Below are 17,053 nucleotides of genomic sequence, written 5' to 3'. Positions count from 1 at the left end.
CTTTTGTTGCTGCAACAAAATTAGCGATTAAAGAAAAGCCAACATTGTTATAATGTTGGCTTTTTCGGCCTTAGCGCCCTACGAAAATCATTATAAAAATAGAGAAAAACATTTCTCACCCGAGGTAAGGTCACCCATGAAGCTAACACCCAATCTACTTGCTGATATTTTGTGTGAGGTTCGCCCACTGATCGGCAAAGGAAAAGTCGCCGATTACATTCCTGCTTTAGCTAAAGTACCGAATAACAAGCTGGCGATCGCGGTTTACACCAATCAAGGTGAAGTGATTTCGGCTGGAGATGCCACGGAAGGATTCTCAATTCAATCCATCTCTAAAGCTTTGAGCTTAACGCTTGCTATGATGCTTTATAAACCAGAAGAGCTATGGCTTCGTGTCGGAAAAGAGCCTTCAGGCCAAGCGTTTAATTCGATGATCCAGCTTGAAATGGAGCAGGGCATTCCGCGTAACCCTTTTATCAATGCTGGAGCTATTGTGGTGGCGGATATGCTGCATAGCCGTTTATCAGCCCCTCGGCAGCGCTTACTGGAGTTTGTACGTCAGTTGTCGGGTGAAGAGGGCATCGTATACGACAAAGTGGTAGCGGCTTCAGAAATGATGCACAGCGATCGCAATGCTGCCATCGCCTATCTGATGCGATCGTTCGGTAATTTCGATAATGACGTTATCCCGGTACTGCACAACTATTTTCACGCTTGTTCACTTAAAATGAGCTGTGTTCAATTAGCGAAAACCTTCAGTTATCTGGCGAATAAAGGGGTGTCCGTGCATACCAAGGAAGCGATAGTAACGCCAACACAAAGCAAGCAGATCAATGCCTTATTGGCGACTTGTGGTTTGTATGATGGCGCAGGAGAGTTCGCTTATCGTGTTGGCATGCCGGGTAAATCGGGCGTAGGTGGCGGTATTATTGCTGTTGTTCCTGGGGAGATGACGATTGCGGTTTGGTCGCCAGAGCTTGATGCGTCAGGTAATTCTTTAGCGGGCACTAAGATGTTAGAACTCTTGGCTGAGCGTATTGGGCGCTCTATCTTTTAAGTTCAATATTCTCTGACAGCCCGTGCTTTTGGCAAAAGATTGGCTACCGATTAGGTTAGCCAATCTCTTGGGTTTATCTTTTTAGTCGTCAGCCATAAAGGCTTCGAGCAAGTCATTAAGAAACAGTTTTCCTTTTTCTGTGATTTGCCAGTGACTTTCGGTTTGCGTTAAATAGTGTTCGGCTAGTGCCCAATCTATCGTTGGCTGAATCACGCTTAAACTTAATCCAGTTGTTTCAACAAAGTCTTGTTTCGGACAAGGTTCCATCAAGCGAAAGCGGTTCATGAAGAATTCAAAAGGGCGATCCGCAGCGGCGACTTCAAATTCGTCATCCAAGTAAGGTTTGAGTAAATTGAGATAGCCACGCGGATGCTTCACTTTAGTGGTGCGTACAATACGCCCGTCGTTAAAGCTGAGCTTGCCATGCGCGCCACAACCAATCCCCAGATAATCACCAAAGCGCCAGTAATTTAAGTTGTGTTGGCATTGATAGCCGGGTTTGCTATAGCCAGAAATTTCATACTGCACGTACCCAGCGGCGGCCAATTTTTGGTGACCTAGCTCAAAAATATCCCACAGTGCGTCATCATCTGGCAAAGTAGGCGGTTTAAAGTAGAAAACCGTATTAGGTTCAATGGTCAGTTGATACCAAGAAAGATGAGGTGGGTTTAGTGCAATCGCTTTGTCTAAATCGGCCAGCGCTTGTTCACAGTTTTGATCGGGTAAGCCATGCATCAAATCTAAGTTGAAGCTGTTTAAGCCAATTTGATGAGCTAATTGAGCGGCATTAACCGCTTCTTGCTGACCATGAATTCGCCCTAAACGTGCCAGTTTTTGTGGCTCAAAACTTTGTACACCAATCGAGATGCGCGTCACCCCTGCTTGTCGATATCCAACAAAACGGTCAGCTTCTACCGTGCCCGGGTTGGCCTCCATGGTGATTTCAATCCCAGGCTTAAACGCAATACGCGCTTCAATGCCTTGCAGCAGGCGAGCAATACCTTCAGCAGAAAAAAGACTCGGTGTACCACCGCCAATAAAAATGGAATGCAATGGGCGAGGATGGTCTGCAAGGCGGTATTTGGCGATATCGGTATCGAGATCCTCCAATAGCGCATCAATGTATTCACGTTCAGGAATATCGTGCTTTAGCGCGTGAGAGTTAAAATCACAATAGGGGCATTTTTGTACACACCACGGGATGTGCACGTACAAACTCAGCGCGGGTGGTTGCAACATTATGAATTTTGCTCGCTTAAGGTTTTAAATAGCATTTTTAGCGCTTTGCCACGATGTGAAAGCTGCTTTTTACGTGCAGGTAGCAGTTCAGCTGAAGCGCAGTTATCTTCAGGGACAAAGAAGATCGGATCATAACCAAAACCGTTACTGCCGTGAGCTTGGTGCAAGATGCGACCTTGCCACGTACCATGGCAGACCAATGGTGTTGGGTCATTTTCGTGACGCATGAAAACCAGCACGCAATGAAAACGAGCGGTGCGTTGTTCGTCTGGTACACCTTCCATCGCCGCTAATAATTTTTCTAGGTTTTGTTGGTCACTGGCATTTTCACCCGCGTAGCGCGCCGAGTAAATTCCCGGAGCACCTTGCAGATAATCCACTTCTAAGCCGGAGTCATCGGCAATCGCAGGTAAGCCAGTGATTTTGGCAGCATGTCGTGCTTTGATGATCGCATTTTCAATAAAGGTGGTGCCAGTCTCTTCGGCTTCTGGGACGTTTAATTCTGTTTGCGCCACTACATCAAAACCGAAATCAACCAGCAGATCAGCCATTTCGCGCACTTTGCCTTGGTTTCCTGTGGCTAATACTATTTTTTTCATTGCACTATTTCTCTATTCTTCGACGTAGAATTTTTGGGTGAATTTAAGCTTACCGGTGCCTTTTAAGCCCGCATCAACCTCAATGTCAAAACTCAAATTCTCTTCATTGGTAATGGGGAATTCAGCGAGGTAATAAATCGCGTTGCCCTCTTTGAATTGTTTAAATTCAAGTTCACGTACCTGACCGATTAGGTTTTTCGCATTGCCTTTGAGTGTCGCTTCCATAGCTGGTTTACCTAAGGCCGAGTTATCTAATACGCTGATGTTTAAAATAGCCGAGTAACCATTACGTTTTAACTGATAACTGCGCGCCACTTGTGGCGTTAAAAATGTTGAGTTGAAAGCTGAGTAGTGAACTTCAACATTCTTGATGGTTTGAAACTGCTCGGCGAGTGTGGGTAGCGAAATAAAGGCTATAACAAACGCTATCATCCATTTACGCATGTGGTGCTCCTTACAAAACAGAGTGGGCTAAATAAAAAGCCATCACAAGATGGCTTCAATCGGCTGTGGTATCACTTGAGGTGAATGAATTCGGACTTGTTTATGACGTCCCAATTCCCCTTTTTCTATCTCGATTAAACCTTTGGCGACTTTAAATTGTTTGGCCAAGAATTTGGTTAAATGCGCGTTGGCTTTGCCATCAACAGGCGGTGCGGTGATGGCAATTTTGAGTTCCTCACCATGCAAGGCCGACGATACTATCGCGGCTTGCTTTGGGTTGGATGTAGAGCTTGAGGATTAGATCCTCTCCCTCTTGCCAAACAGCAGATGACATTACCAACTGATACCATACTGGGCCAATAAAATCGCCCATTAGGAAGTTAGCAAACTGCAGCACAATAAACAGCACCAATACACTTAAATCAAAACCACCCATCGCTGGTAGGATACGGCGGATCGGCGCAAGCATCGGCTCGGTTAATTGATGAAATACGTATTCAATCGGACTGCGGCCTTGGCTAACCCAACTAAGAATAGCGCGGATCAACAGCACCCAGAACAGTAAACCGCCAGCGGCTTTGACTAACGAGAGTAAGCCTAAGAATAAAAAGTAGACGCTAAAACTAACTGCACCACCTGATGCCACCAGCATTAAGGCAATAAATTTCAATACGCACAGCACGTACGCAAAGAGAACCGTGGCCAAATCTAGGCTACCAATGGATGGAATCGCTCGGCGCAGTGGGCCAACCACAGGTTGTGTTGCTTTGACGATAAACTGGGAGAATGGGTTATAGAAATCGGCACGCGCTGCTTGTAACCAGATACGTAAAATTACGACCATGATGTACAGATCAAACAGGATGGAGATCAAAAAACTCATTGAATTCATAGCTAGCCCTTAATATGAGTAGAGTGTCGTTTGCGCTTTTGCGCTATAGCTTAGTGAAACGCCACTAGGATTAAAACAGTTTTTCCATTTCTTGTGCACGAGTTACGGCCGCTTGCATCGCTTGTGCAACGATATTGGCAAGTTGATGCTCGTTAAAGGTGCGAATCGCCTCGGCGGTGGTGCCGCCTTTGGAGGTCACTTGTTCACGCAATGTCGAGAGTTCAATCTCAGGGTTTGCCACCACCATTTCGGCTGCGCCTAACGCCGCTTGTTGTACTAACAAACGGGCCGTTTCTTTATCAAAGCCTTGAGCGATGGCTTCATTTTGCATCGCTTCCATAAACAAAAAGAAGTAGGCAGGCGCACTGCCTGCAGCGGCGATGATGCCATTAATGGCGGACTCGTTTTCAACCCAGCACACTTCACCAACGGCTTGTAGCAATTGTGCGGTAAAGCGTTTGTCTTGCTCTGATACGCTTGGAGCGGCAAATAGACCGCTCATGCCTCGATTGATCAGCGAAGGTGTATTGGGCATGGCGCGTACTAGTTGTAGTTCGGTCGCCAGCATCTCATTAAGGCGCGCCGCAGAAACACCTGCTGCAATGGAGATCACCAACTTATTTCTAAAATCAATGGATTGCAAAGGTTGACAGACACTGGCCATCAACTGCGGTTTGACCGCCAGTACCACCACATCGGCTTGCTGCGCTGCGGCAAGATTATCGCTGGTGGTGTGAATACCATAAGCACTTTCCAGTGGTTTGTGTCTTGTTTCTGACGGTGCGGTCACGGTAATTCTATCAGCTGGATAACCGCTGGCGACTAAGCCTGCAATAATTGCTTTGGCCATATTGCCTGCACCGATAAAAGTGATGTTTCTCTGCTGCATCTGCTGACCTCTAATTGCTTGTCGCTGATTGATTATTATGTGGTTGATAGATAAGCCAGTGCTAAGCGTAATCACGCGCACCAAAAATAGCGGTGCCGATCCTCACCATAGTGCTACCAGCTTCAATCGCCGCTTGCATGTCGCCACTCATGCCCATTGAGAGCGTATCTAACCCTGAAAAACGTTCAGACAATTGCGCTTGTAAGCTCGCCAGTTTTTGAAATGCGGCAAGTTGCGCAGCGTAATCGGGGACATTCTCAGGAATAGACATCAGTCCTCTTAACGTGAGGTTGGGTAGCGCGGATATCAACTCTGCCAACTCAACTATTTCGTGTTCACCAATGCCCGATTTCGAGCTTTCACCGCTGGTGTTGACTTGAATCAAGACCTGTAGTGGTGGCATGCCTGCTGGGCGTTGATCATTTAAACGCTGGGCAATTTTACTTCGATCCACCGTATGCACCCAAGCAAAGTTCTCGGCCACAATGCGCGATTTATTGGACTGAATTGGGCCGATAAAGTGCCATTCTAAATCCAGTTCGGGGTGCAAGGTATTGAAGTATTGAACTTTATACGCGCCCTCTTGCACATAGTTTTCACCAAATAAACGTTGCCCAGCGCGCGCTGCTTCTAGAATCGCCTCGACAGGTTTGGTCTTACTGACCGCTAAAAGTTGCACTCTCTCTCGAGCGCGTCCACACTTTTGTTGTGCACTTTCAATTTGTGAAGTGATCTGTTCAATGTTTTGTTGAATACTACTCATAGCCTGACTTTACTAAGGAAATTAAATGGATATCGCTGAGCTACTGGATTTTAGTGTAAAGCACAACGCTTCGGATCTACACCTATCTGCAGGTGTTCCACCTATGGTACGGATAGATGGTGAAGTAAGAAAGCTCGGAGTGCCTGCTTTTACTCATGCTGACGTGCATCGTTTGATTTTTGAGATCATGAACGATGCTCAGCGTAGTGAATTTGAAGAGAAACTGGAAGTGGATTTCTCATTTGAGCTGCCTAATGTAGGGCGTTTTCGTGTCAATGCTTTCCATCAATCTCGTGGCTGCTCTGCGGTTTTCCGGACGATTCCTACGGTGATCCCAACCTTGGAAGATCTGCAAACACCTGACATTTTTAATAAAATCGCCAATTATGAGAAAGGATTGGTGCTGGTGACTGGGCCAACAGGGTCGGGTAAGTCGACCACACTGGCAGCAATGGTTGATTACATTAATTCTCATCACAACAAACACATTTTAACCATTGAAGACCCCATTGAGTTTGTGCATAGCAACAATAAATGTTTGGTTAACCAACGTGAAGTGCACCGAGATACCCACAGTTTTAAAGCAGCGCTACGCTCGGCGCTGCGCGAAGATCCGGATGTAATCTTAGTCGGTGAGCTGCGCGATCAAGAAACCATCAGCTTAGCGTTAACCGCGGCTGAAACAGGGCATTTAGTGTTTGGCACGTTACATACCAGCTCTGCGGCGAAAACTATCGACCGGATCATTGATGTGTTTCCCGGTAGTGATAAAGAGATGGTTCGTTCAATGCTCTCTGAATCATTGCGAGCCGTGATTGCGCAAAAGTTGCTAAAACGTTTAGGTGGGGGCCGCGTCGCATGTCATGAAATTATGCTTGCCACTCCAGCGATTCGTAACTTGATCCGCGAGGATAAGGTTGCGCAGATGTACTCCATCATCCAAACGGGTGCGGCGCATGGCATGCAAACTATGGAACAGAATTCCAAACAGTTGATTGCGCAAGGTATTGTCGATCAAGAAGAAGTGCAGAAAAAACTGGAAGTCAATTCATCACCATTTTAAGAGAGAGCTCATGGAACTGAACCAATGTCTTGAGGGTATGTTGACTCAAAAAGCTTCCGACTTGTACCTCACCGTAGGAGCGCCAGTGTTATTTCGCGTCGATGGAGAGTTAAGAGCTCATGGCGAAAAGTTATCCCAAACGCAGGTGATGGCGTTGTTAGATGCCATGATGGATGAGGATCGCCGCCGTGAATTTCAACGCACACGTGAAGCCAATTTTGCAGTGGTGAGAGAGATTGGCCGTTTTCGTGTCAGTGCTTTTTTTCAGCGTGAGCTGCCCGGTGCGGTGATCCGCCGTATTGAAACTCATATCCCCACTTTTGAAGAATTAAAGTTACCGGGTGTGTTGCAAGATCTCTCGATTGCAAAGCGTGGGCTGGTGCTGGTGGTCGGCGCGACGGGGTCGGGCAAATCGACCACCATGGCGGCCATGACGGGTTATCGTAACTCGCACCGAACAGGGCATATTTTAACGGTGGAAGATCCGATTGAGTTTGTGCATGAGCATCAGCGTTGCATTGTGACCCAGCGAGAAGTGGGGTTGGATACCGAGAGTTACGAAGTGGCGCTGAAAAACTCGCTGCGCCAAGCCCCTGATATGATTTTAATTGGTGAGATCCGTTCACGTGAAACGATGGAATATGCGATGACCTTTGCCGAGACAGGTCATTTATGTATGGCAACGTTACATGCTAACAATGCCAACCAAGCGCTTGAACGAATTTTGCATTTGGTCCCTAAAGAGCAAAAAGAGCAGTTTTTATTTGATCTGTCGATGAACCTCAAAGGCGTCGTGGGGCAGCAGTTGATCCGCGATAAAAATGGCAAGGGACGACATGGTGTGTTTGAGATTTTACTCAACAGCCCTCGAATTTCCGATTTGATCCGCCGCGGTGATCTGCACGAATTGAAAGCGACGATGGGCAAATCAAAAGAAGTGGGGATGCAGACTTTTGACCAAGCACTGTATCAACTGGTCGTTGAGGACAAAATCAGTGAACAAGATGCACTGCACAGCGCTGACTCGGCTAACGATTTACGTTTAATGTTAAAAACAAAGCGTGGCGAAGGGATCAGCAGTGGCACATTGAATAACGTGCAGATTGATATGGAATAGTCGCAGTTTAAGACGAACAATCCCGAACTCGATTCGGGATTGTTCTGCACCGCTGTATTAAAGTTAAGTTACGCGAGGTTAAGTTGCGTGAGGTTAAGTTACGCGCCCCATTGCGCTTCAAACCAGCTCTCTAAGATCACTACAGCTGATTGGCAATCGACATTGCCTTTGCTCAGCGCTTTGTAGCCGCCCATGGCAAATAAGTCGGCGCGCGCTTCTCGGGTTGAAAGCCGTTCGTCATGCATCTCGACGGGTAAGCCAAAGCGCCCGTGTAAACGCTGCGCAAATTTTTTAGCTCGTGGGGTAATGGTTTCTAATGCTTTGCCGTGCAAATCTGTTGGTAGCCCTACCACCAATAAATGGGGTTGCCACTCTTTGATCTGCTTTTCGATCTCTTCCCAATGTGGAATTCCGTCATTGGCTTTAAAGGCTTTAAGTGGCGATGCGGTGCCTGTAACTTCTTGGCCAATCGCACTGCCGATGCTTTTGGTGCCAAAGTCAAAAGCCATAATGGTTCTGGATGTCATAATCAGTATCTTGAATGGTGCAATAAAGGCTCTAAAAAGGCGCGTTACCTAGTTAGAGCCGTAAAGGTTAGAGCCGTAAAAGTTAAGCATGCCCAGCTTGCGCTGAGAGTTGGATGGGATCAATGCCGAGTTTTTTAATCGCCTGATTCCACTTATCGTGAATGGGCGTATTAAAGATAACCTCTGGATCGGCCTCAATGGTTAACCAAGAATTTTCAGCCAGCTCTAACTCAAGCTGACCGGGCTCCCAGCCTGAATAACCCAGAGCCACAAGATAGTGACTTGGTTCGGCATCCGTGCCCAGTACCGCTAAAATATCTTTCGATGTGGTGACGGCAATGTCATCGCTCATACGGATGCTGGACTCATAATGATCTTTCGGTCGATGTAGAATAAACCCACGATCTTCAGAAACAGGACCGCCATTCAATACGGGCCTTTTTAGGCTATCAAGTTGAAGCTTCGGATAGCTTGGCTCAACATCGACTTGGTTTAACATGCCGCCCACGGTGATATCAATCGGCACATTAATCATCAAGCCCATCGCCCCTTCTTCATTGTGCTCACAGATGTAAATAACACTGTGCTTGAAGTAAGGGTCTCTCATACTTGGCATGGCGACTAAAAAATGATTTGTAAGATTCATACTGCCTCCAACCTATCGCAAATTACTGGGCAAGAGTTTGCCCAGTTCAGCATGACTTGTTGATTCGACGCTCAATCGCGTCCATCAACTTACCGGTAATTGAGATATCAAAGGCGGCCTCTATTTCACGAATACACGTAGGGCTCGTCACGTTGATCTCAGTGAGCTTGTCGCCAATAACGTCAAGTCCGACAAAGATTAAGCCTTTTTCTTTCAATGTTGGAGCAATAGCTTGAGCAATTTTTTTATCGGTTTCGCTCAGTGGACGCGCTTCACCACGGCCACCCGCTGCCAAATTGCCACGGGTTTCACCTTGTGCCGGAATTCGCGCTAGGCAGTAAGGCATTGGTTCACCATCGACCACTAAAATACGTTTATCACCGTTGCTGATGTCAGGTACAAAAGTTTGCGCCATACAGTAGTTTTGGCCGTGGTTAGTTAATGTTTCGATAATGACAGATACGTTTGGATCACCCTCTTTAACGCGGAAGATAGATGCCCCGCCCATACCGTCTAACGGTTTTAAAATCACATCACCATGTTGCGCGCGGAAGGCTTTAATTTTTTCCGCTTTACGCGTCACTATGGTGGTTGGCGTTAGTTCAGGGAACCATGCCGTAAACAGTTTCTCATTGCAGTCACGTAAGCTTTGCGGCTTATTGACGATTAATGTTCCTGCTTCTTCTGCTCGTTCTAGAATGTAGGTTGCGTAGATATATTCAGTGTCAAACGGCGGATCTTTACGCATCAACACTGCATCGAGATCAGCCAGTGGAATAGTTTGCTCAGATAAAAACTCATACCAACCGTTCGGATCTTCTTTTAATGTCACCACTTTGGTATCGGCAAAAGCGATACCTTGATCTAAGTGTAGATCATTCATCTCCATATAGTGGATTTCATAACCACGACGCTGCGCTTCTAGCAACATGGCAAAGCTGGAATCTTTTTTGATGTTAATGGACGAGATAGGGTCCATGACGATACCAAGTTTAATCATTGTTTTTCTCCGGTTAGCCAAGATCGCCAAAGCGAATTTGAAGAGCAGTAATAGCCGTTAAGGCCGCAGTTTCAGTACGCAGTACGCGTGGGCCTAGCAAGGTTTCTTCAAAATGGTACTGTTCAGTCATGCTAATTTCTGATTCTGATAAGCCCCCTTCAGGGCCAATCAACAAACGGACTTTATTGATGGGTTGAGGCAGGGTATTAATCGAATACTTCGCACGTGGATGTAAGTTGAGCTTGAGCGCATCACTGGGTTCGGCACACCACTCTTCCAACTGCATAATTGGGCGGATCAGCGGCACTATATTGCGGCCGCACTGCTCACAAGCGCTGATTGCAATTTTTTGCCACTGTTCAAGTTTTTTCTCAAAACGTTTGGCATCTAATTTCACGCCGCAACGTTCAGAAATCAAAGGTGTGATGGTATTGATGCCAAGTTCGACCGATTTTTGAATGGTGAACTCCATTTTGTCACCGCGTGAGATCACCTGCCCAAGGTGTAAATTAAGAGGCGATTCACAGCTGCTTTCGACTCTTTTCAACACATTGACCAGCACATTTTTTTTGCTGACCTCGGTAATTTCCGCTGGGAATTCCGCGCCACTGCCATCAAAAAGCAGTACTTCTTGGCCCGCTTGCATGCGTAACACCCGGCCAATATGCCCAGCCGCATCATCATTGAGAGCAATAATGCTTGAGGGTTGAAGAGGAGTCGGATGATAAATTCTAGGGATACGCATGGATAGTTCCTACCTGACGTTTAATAGCCATTAACATGGATGCTTTACACTGAAAAAACAAGGGGCAAGGGCGAGTTTCAATCACGAAAATGGCCCACAAAAAGTACCTTATGAACGGCACTGTTGCTGCACAAATGGGTTGTGATTGCCTTGAACTTTGGCAATTCGCTGATCGCGTTTGCATTCCCACTCATCGGCTGGGTATTGGCGATTCCAAGCTTGCATTAGTTGTGTTTGGGACTTGGATAACTGAAAGCCATAGTTTTGGCTCATGTACAGATAGGTACGAGCAATTGAGCCACGTGCTCTATCGGGTGGCATGACTTTGCGTTGTTTAAAATCGACCTGCATTTCACAACGGCCATAGCTTTCACCTTCTACGCCATTCCACTGACTGAAATTGTAGTTTGAACGATCGCCGTTGACTTCGCCAATCGCCGGCGTCAGGTTGTGAAGGTCAGCTTCCATCGAACGAAAAATAGTATCATTTTTGGTGCAATTTTTACGCCCACCTTGTTGCCAGCACTGACGCTGGTGGCCAAATTGCCAAGCAGGGACGACGTGTTCCCATTCAATACGGCTGGCGCGAGTTTGTTGTTTGCGAACTTGGTAACCACAAGCTTGTAAGTCGGGCGTGCCTTTCTTACCTTGCCATGCAATGTCACAACCGCAATAAAAGCTCACTGGATGATCATGATAGATTTTCAATGCTTCTTTTTTAGCTTGAGAAAAGGAAGCGGGAGGCGCAGCTAGGGCACAAAACGAGAACAAAGCTAAGCTGCTATTCACAAGCAATAAGCGAAAATAGGACATCATTTAGACTGATATAAGTATGGTTTTTATTAGTCTAACACTCAGATTAAAGAATAATAAATGATGTTTTTGTTGTTAATTGCAGATGGGTGTAACCACACCGCTGTGGATTCAAGTAGCAGCAACCAAAGTTTATTTAGGAAAGCTGCACGCCAGTAAAATGGAGCGTTTGCGCACAGTGTTGACAGCGGTAGGTGGCTTGATTGCGCATCACTTTATTGTGACGACGGACAGTGAGCGGATAATGCGCACAGGCGCAGTGATATTCAAAGGTTTTGCCTTGCACAGAAGAGACTTCAAAGCGATGAGTGGTATTGGCTGGTAAATGAAACACTTGATTCATCACACCCTGCCACTCTTTACCGTGTGGACGAACGCGACCATAGCGCTGGTAGGTAATTAGGTGGGCGATTTCATGTGGGATCACTTCATCGAGAAAGGCGCGTTGATTTTCAGCAAACAGCACTGGATTCAGTCTGATTTCCCAACGTTGTAAATAAGCCTTACCTGCCGCCTTTCCCCGTAACTGATAGCTGATACTCGGCATAGGGAAGTCGTGTTGAAAATAGTGACGAGCGGTTGTGATGCACTGTTTTGCTTTTACTTGCGCACGGTAATGTAGCTCAAAATTAGGCACAGATTCATTCCTAGAAAAAAGCCCTTGCGAATGAGCAAGGGCTTACAAATTTAAACTAGGTTGAAAATTACTTCAAGCCAGCAAAGTCACGTAGGATGGCGGCTTTGTCAGTCGCTTCCCAAGGAAACTCTTCACGGCCGAAGTGACCGTAAGCGGCGGTTTTCTTGTAGATCGGTTGCAGCAAATTGAGCATTTCTTGTAGGCCGTATGGGCGTAGGTCGAAGTGCTGGCGTACCGCTTCAATGATGATCTCTTGTGATACTTTCTCAGTACCAAAGGTTTCGACCATGATTGAGGTTGGATCTGCAATACCAATGGCGTATGACAACTGAATTTCACAGCGGTCAGCAAGGCCAGCCGCCACGATGTTTTTCGCTACATAACGCGCCGCGTAGGCTGCACTACGGTCTACTTTTGATGGATCTTTACCAGAGAATGCACCACCACCGTGACGCGCTGCGCCGCCGTAGGTATCAACAATGATCTTACGACCAGTTAAACCACAGTCACCCATTGGGCCGCCAATCACAAAACGACCGGTTGGGTTGATGAAGAATTTGGTCTCTTTGCTAAGCCACTCGGCTGGCAACACAGGCTTAATGATCTCTTCCATGACGCCTTCGCGTAGGTCAGCTGTCGAGATAGAGTCGCAATGTTGCGTTGAAAGAACGACTGCATCAATTCCGACAATTTTACCTTGGTCATATTGGAAGGTAACTTGAGATTTTGCATCAGGACGTAGCCAAGAAAGCGTGCCATTTTTACGCACTTCTGCTTGTTTTTGCATCAAGCGGTGAGCGTAGGTGATCGGTGCTGGCATCAGGATTTCAGTTTCGTTGGTCGCGTAACCGAACATAATACCTTGGTCACCGGCGCCTTGTTCTTTAGGATCGGCCTTATCAACACCTTGGTTGATATCAGGTGACTGTTTACCAATGGTATTCAAAACGGCGCAAGAATTGGCATCGAAACCCATCTCTGAGTTGACGTAACCAATTTCACGAACGGTTTGGCGAGTAAGCTCTTCAATGTCCACCCATGCAGAGGTCGTGATTTCACCACCAACCATGACCATGCCGGTTTTCACGTAAGTTTCACAAGCAACACGCGCTTTGATGTCTTGTTCTAGAATCGCATCCAAAACCGCATCAGAAATTTGGTCTGCAATTTTATCTGGATGACCTTCTGAAACGGATTCAGAAGTAAACAGGTGCTTAGCCATGGGAGCTCCACTTTTATTCGTTGGACTATGGCAAGCTTTGCTCACCATCGTTATTCATTAGTTTATGCAGGTGTTTCTACATCTAGACGTCTATTCTAGTTTTGAATAGTCGAATTACAAGTTATTTTTACGCCTGTCTGTAAACCAAACGTTTGCTTAAATTTAGATGAAAAATTGGAGTTTGGTTTTTTATCCTAAAAATAAGCGCCAAAGAGCACTATTCCTCCAGTAAAACGTTTGCAGTGAGAAAAGTGCTTTGAGAGAATAGCCGCGCTATTTTCAGCCCATTTCCGTTAATTTGGATTCGCTTAATGCACTCAGGAGCAGACATGTCTTCCCATAACCTTGTTTCTAATAAAGAACTCGCCAATGCCATCCGTGCTCTTAGTATGGACGGTGTTCAACAAGCTAACTCTGGTCACCCTGGTGCACCGATGGGTATGGCCGATATCGCTGAAGTTCTTTGGCGTGGCCACTTAAACCATAACCCACAAAACCCACAATGGGCTGACCGCGACCGTTTTGTGCTGTCGAACGGCCACGGCTCAATGCTGATTTACTCTTTATTGCACCTGAGCGGTTACGCGCTGTCGATTGATGATTTGAAAAACTTCCGTCAATTGCACTCAAAAACACCAGGTCACCCAGAATACGGTTACGCGCCGGGCATTGAAACCACCACGGGCCCACTAGGCCAAGGTATTACCAATGCGGTCGGCATGGCGATGGCTGAAAAAGCACTGGCGGCGCAGTTCAACAAACCGGGTCACGACATTGTTGACCACTTCACTTATGTGTTCATGGGTGATGGTTGTTTGATGGAAGGCATCTCGCACGAGGCGTGTTCTTTGGCCGGTACGCTAGGCCTTGGCAAACTGATTGCGTTTTGGGATGACAACGGCATCTCTATCGATGGTCATGTGGAAGGCTGGTTCTCTGATGACACGCCAAAACGTTTTGAAGCGTACGGCTGGCATGTTATTGCTGCGGTTGATGGCCATAACGCTGAAGCGATTAATGCCGCGATTGAGGCTGCGAAAGCAGACCCTCGTCCAACCTTGATTTGCACCAAAACCATCATCGGTTTTGGTTCGCCAAACAAAGCAGGCTCACACGACTGTCACGGTGCCCCTTTAGGCGCTGAAGAAATCAAAGCAGCGCGTGAATTCCTGGGTTGGCCGCATGCACCTTTCCACATCCCTGCCGACATTTACGCGCAGTGGGATGCCAAAGAAGCTGGCCAAGCGAAAGAAACCGATTGGAACGCCAAGTTTGAAGCCTACGCCGCCGCCTACCCAGCCGAAGCCGCTGAGTTCAAACGCCGCGTAAACGGCGAGTTGCCAGCAGAATGGGAAGCGAAAGCGAGTCAAATTATCGCTGACCTTCAAGCTAACCCAGCCAATATTGCGTCACGTAAAGCGTCACAAAATGCGCTGGAAGCGTTTGGTAAAATGCTGCCAGAATTTATGGGCGGCTCGGCGGACTTGGCACCGTCTAACCTCACCATGTGGTCGGGCTCTCAATCGCTCACGGCGGAAGACTTCTCGGGTAACTATATTCACTACGGTGTGCGTGAATTCGGTATGACGGCCATCATGAATGGTATCGCGTTGCACGGTGGTTTCGTACCTTACGGCGCAACCTTCCTGATGTTTATGGAATACGCCCGTAACGCGATGCGCATGGCGGCGTTGATGAAAATCCAAAACATCCAAGTCTACACCCATGACTCGATTGGTTTAGGTGAAGATGGCCCAACCCATCAACCAGTTGAGCAAGTGGCTTCACTGCGTTTGACACCGAACATGAGCACATGGCGTCCGTGTGACCAAGTGGAATCAGCCGTCGCATGGAAGTTGGCGATTGAGCGTAAAGATGGCCCATCAGCGCTGATTTTCTCTCGTCAAAACCTAGCGCAGCAGCCACGCAGTGAAACGCAAGTTGCGGATATCGCGAAAGGTGGTTACATCCTAAAAGAGTGCACTGGTCAGCCTGAGCTTATCCTGATTGCCACTGGCTCTGAAGTTGAACTGGCGGTAAAAGCCGCAGAGCAACTTACAGCAGAAGGTAAGAAAGTGCGCGTAGTTTCGATGCCATCGACCGATGCGTTTGATAAACAAGACGCAGCTTACCGCGAAGCCGTACTACCAGCCGCCGTGACTAAGCGTATTGCAATTGAAGCAGGTATCGCCGACTTCTGGTACAAGTACGTTGGTTTTGGCGGCAAGATCATCGGTATGACTACCTTTGGTGAGTCAGCACCGGCGGATCAACTGTTCAAAATGTTCGGCTTTACGACTGAAAACGTGGTGAAACAAGCACAAGAGCTGCTTGCTTAAGTCTTCTTATTTTTAATGTAAAAGCCCAGCGAATGACTCGCTGGGCTTTTTTGATCTTGATGTTTATGGTGCTTTCCATTCCTCAGGACAGGCTTGACGTAGCGCGTCGATAAACAGACGCAGTTTGAGCGGATGTCTGCCTGCTGGATAATGACAACTAATTTCAGTGGGTGGCGACAACCATTCTGGCAAACATGCTTGCACACTGTTTGGGTGCGCTTGTTCAAAGCCTTTGGCAAACCATGTCGGCAGTAAGCCGATGCCTCTTCCTTTGGCTATTGCATCCGCTTGCATAGCTAGGTTATCACTCTGCAAGCGGCTTGTGAGCGCAGGTAAAAGATAGCTGCCGTGAATAGGATGGATGAGAGCCAAAGCTTCTTGGCGAAAAGCGATAAAATCAATCCAAGGATGTTTGACTAGATCTTGTGGATGCTCTGGCATGTCGTTATTGGCAAGATAGTGTGGCGACGCATAAGGTGAATATTGCCAATGGCCGAGCAATTCACGTCTCCAGCCTTGTTGAGCAAACGGGCCAATCCAAATCAATAAATCAGGCTCAAGATGCGACTCTTCTGCCACATATTGGCTGTAGAGTCGAATGTTGATTTCGGTGTGGGTTTGCATGAATTCATCCAATACATTGCTCAACCAGCCACGAATTAAGTTCGGATGAACCACCAAGGTCATTTCACCGCTGATTTGGTTATTAAACTCTTGCAGTGCTTCATGGCTTTTTTCTGCTAATTCAAGCAGTTGTTCTGTATAAACTGCAAAAACTTGCCCAGCTTTAGTCAAAGTTAGACGGTTGCCTTGCCGAGCAATTAAGGCTTGTCCGAGATCGTTTTCCAAAGACGCCAAACGTCGACTGAGGGTGGACTTAGGCTGTTCCAGCGCTTTCGCCGCCGCAGTCAGGCTTTTGTATTGACAGAGAGCATGGAAAGCTTTGATCGCACTGAAATCATGCATAAGTAAAATGGCCTTTTAATCTAATCATCACTGTGTTCCATATTCGGTATCGACCATTCCATCTGTCTATCTATCTCAATCATCAAAATTATGAA

General features: G+C 46.9%; 17 protein-coding genes and 2 pseudogenes. 4 read left to right on the top strand and 15 right to left on the bottom strand.

Going from position 1 to position 17,053, the window contains the following annotated elements; translation table 11 throughout:
* Window positions 1–136 precede the first annotated feature (136 nt).
* A complete protein-coding gene (gene glsB / locus N5E84_RS10945) occupies window positions 137–1,057 on the top strand; it encodes a glutaminase B (RefSeq protein ID WP_026028230.1) in 921 nt (306 codons plus the stop codon).
* A gap of 81 nt (window positions 1,058–1,138) precedes the next feature.
* On the opposite strand, the gene hemW is transcribed toward glsB, so the two are convergent.
* From hemW to N5E84_RS10910, 7 genes and pseudogenes are all read right to left on the bottom strand, one after another.
* Window positions 1,139–2,296, bottom strand: a complete 1,158-nt coding sequence (hemW, locus tag N5E84_RS10940) for a radical SAM family heme chaperone HemW (RefSeq protein WP_019282295.1) — start codon at window positions 2,294–2,296, stop codon at window positions 1,139–1,141.
* Window positions 2,296–2,895, bottom strand: a complete 600-nt coding sequence (locus N5E84_RS10935) for an XTP/dITP diphosphatase (RefSeq protein ID WP_017042394.1) — start codon at window positions 2,893–2,895, stop codon at window positions 2,296–2,298. The genes hemW and N5E84_RS10935 overlap by 1 nt, the downstream gene beginning before the upstream one ends.
* A 12-nt stretch (window positions 2,896–2,907) precedes the next feature.
* Window positions 2,908–3,339 carry a DUF4426 domain-containing protein gene (locus N5E84_RS10930; RefSeq protein ID WP_013857823.1) on the bottom strand — a complete coding sequence of 144 codons (432 nt, stop codon included), beginning with the start codon at window positions 3,337–3,339 and terminating at the stop codon, window positions 2,908–2,910.
* A 42-nt stretch (window positions 3,340–3,381) separates the two neighbouring features.
* A pseudogene (gene yggU / locus N5E84_RS10925) lies at window positions 3,382–3,673 on the bottom strand (DUF167 family protein YggU).
* A gap of 3 nt (window positions 3,674–3,676) precedes the next feature.
* Window positions 3,677–4,231 (bottom strand): annotated as a pseudogene (locus N5E84_RS10920) (YggT family protein); the annotation flags it as partial.
* Window positions 4,232–4,301: 70 nt separating this feature from the next.
* Entirely contained in the window at window positions 4,302–5,120 is an 819-nt protein-coding gene (proC, locus tag N5E84_RS10915) for a pyrroline-5-carboxylate reductase (RefSeq protein ID WP_029388237.1), read from the bottom strand.
* 61 nt (window positions 5,121–5,181) lie between these two features.
* Window positions 5,182–5,883: a YggS family pyridoxal phosphate-dependent enzyme gene (locus N5E84_RS10910; protein ID WP_019282293.1), complete on the bottom strand. Its 702-nt coding sequence runs from the start codon at window positions 5,881–5,883 to the stop codon at window positions 5,182–5,184.
* Window positions 5,884–5,908: 25 nt separating this feature from the next.
* Between N5E84_RS10910 and N5E84_RS10905 the strand changes: the two genes are divergently transcribed.
* Window positions 5,909–6,946, top strand: coding sequence for a type IV pilus twitching motility protein PilT (locus tag N5E84_RS10905; protein ID WP_010320646.1), 1,038 nt, complete (start codon window positions 5,909–5,911; stop codon window positions 6,944–6,946).
* A 10-nt stretch (window positions 6,947–6,956) separates the two neighbouring features.
* Entirely contained in the window at window positions 6,957–8,063 is a 1,107-nt protein-coding gene (locus N5E84_RS10900) for a PilT/PilU family type 4a pilus ATPase (RefSeq protein ID WP_069211910.1), read from the top strand.
* 98 nt (window positions 8,064–8,161) lie between these two features.
* On the opposite strand, the gene ruvX is transcribed toward N5E84_RS10900, so the two are convergent.
* The 7 genes from ruvX to metK all read right to left on the bottom strand — a co-directional run bounded on the left by ruvX (window position 8,162) and on the right by metK (window position 13,653).
* Complete coding sequence (ruvX, locus tag N5E84_RS10895) at window positions 8,162–8,590, bottom strand: Holliday junction resolvase RuvX (protein WP_019282292.1); 429 nt, start codon at window positions 8,588–8,590, stop codon at window positions 8,162–8,164.
* An 82-nt stretch (window positions 8,591–8,672) separates the two neighbouring features.
* Window positions 8,673–9,236: a YqgE/AlgH family protein gene (locus N5E84_RS10890; protein ID WP_017045507.1), complete on the bottom strand. Its 564-nt coding sequence runs from the start codon at window positions 9,234–9,236 to the stop codon at window positions 8,673–8,675.
* Between the two features lie 46 nt (window positions 9,237–9,282).
* On the bottom strand, window positions 9,283–10,236 hold the full coding sequence (gene gshB, locus N5E84_RS10885; protein ID WP_043004432.1) for a glutathione synthase: 954 nt from the start codon (window positions 10,234–10,236) through the stop codon (window positions 9,283–9,285).
* A 13-nt stretch (window positions 10,237–10,249) separates the two neighbouring features.
* Window positions 10,250–10,981, bottom strand: a complete 732-nt coding sequence (rsmE, locus tag N5E84_RS10880) for a 16S rRNA (uracil(1498)-N(3))-methyltransferase (protein WP_019282290.1) — start codon at window positions 10,979–10,981, stop codon at window positions 10,250–10,252.
* Window positions 10,982–11,089: 108 nt separating this feature from the next.
* Entirely contained in the window at window positions 11,090–11,797 is a 708-nt protein-coding gene (endA, locus tag N5E84_RS10875; RefSeq protein WP_013857813.1) for a deoxyribonuclease I, read from the bottom strand.
* Window positions 11,798–11,930: 133 nt separating this feature from the next.
* Complete coding sequence (locus N5E84_RS10870; protein ID WP_019282289.1) at window positions 11,931–12,431, bottom strand: SprT family zinc-dependent metalloprotease; 501 nt, start codon at window positions 12,429–12,431, stop codon at window positions 11,931–11,933.
* Between the two features lie 67 nt (window positions 12,432–12,498).
* Entirely contained in the window at window positions 12,499–13,653 is a 1,155-nt protein-coding gene (metK, locus tag N5E84_RS10865; RefSeq protein ID WP_010320654.1) for a methionine adenosyltransferase, read from the bottom strand.
* A gap of 329 nt (window positions 13,654–13,982) precedes the next feature.
* Here metK and tkt point away from each other — a divergent pair, with 329 nt between their 5' ends.
* Window positions 13,983–15,992 carry a transketolase gene (gene tkt / locus N5E84_RS10860; RefSeq protein WP_164732780.1) on the top strand — a complete coding sequence of 670 codons (2,010 nt, stop codon included), beginning with the start codon at window positions 13,983–13,985 and terminating at the stop codon, window positions 15,990–15,992.
* Window positions 15,993–16,055: 63 nt separating this feature from the next.
* Here the strand turns inward: tkt and N5E84_RS10855 are convergent, their stop codons facing one another.
* Window positions 16,056–16,958: a LysR family transcriptional regulator gene (locus tag N5E84_RS10855; protein WP_019282284.1), complete on the bottom strand. Its 903-nt coding sequence runs from the start codon at window positions 16,956–16,958 to the stop codon at window positions 16,056–16,058.
* Window positions 16,959–17,053 lie beyond the last annotated feature (95 nt).

Source organism: Vibrio sp. J502, assembly GCF_025397955.1.
In the GTDB taxonomy this organism is placed as follows: Bacteria; Pseudomonadota; Gammaproteobacteria; order Enterobacterales; family Vibrionaceae; genus Vibrio; species Vibrio anguillarum.
Note: the sequence above shows the minus strand (reverse complement) of the source record. Positions and strands in the feature narration are given on the sequence as shown.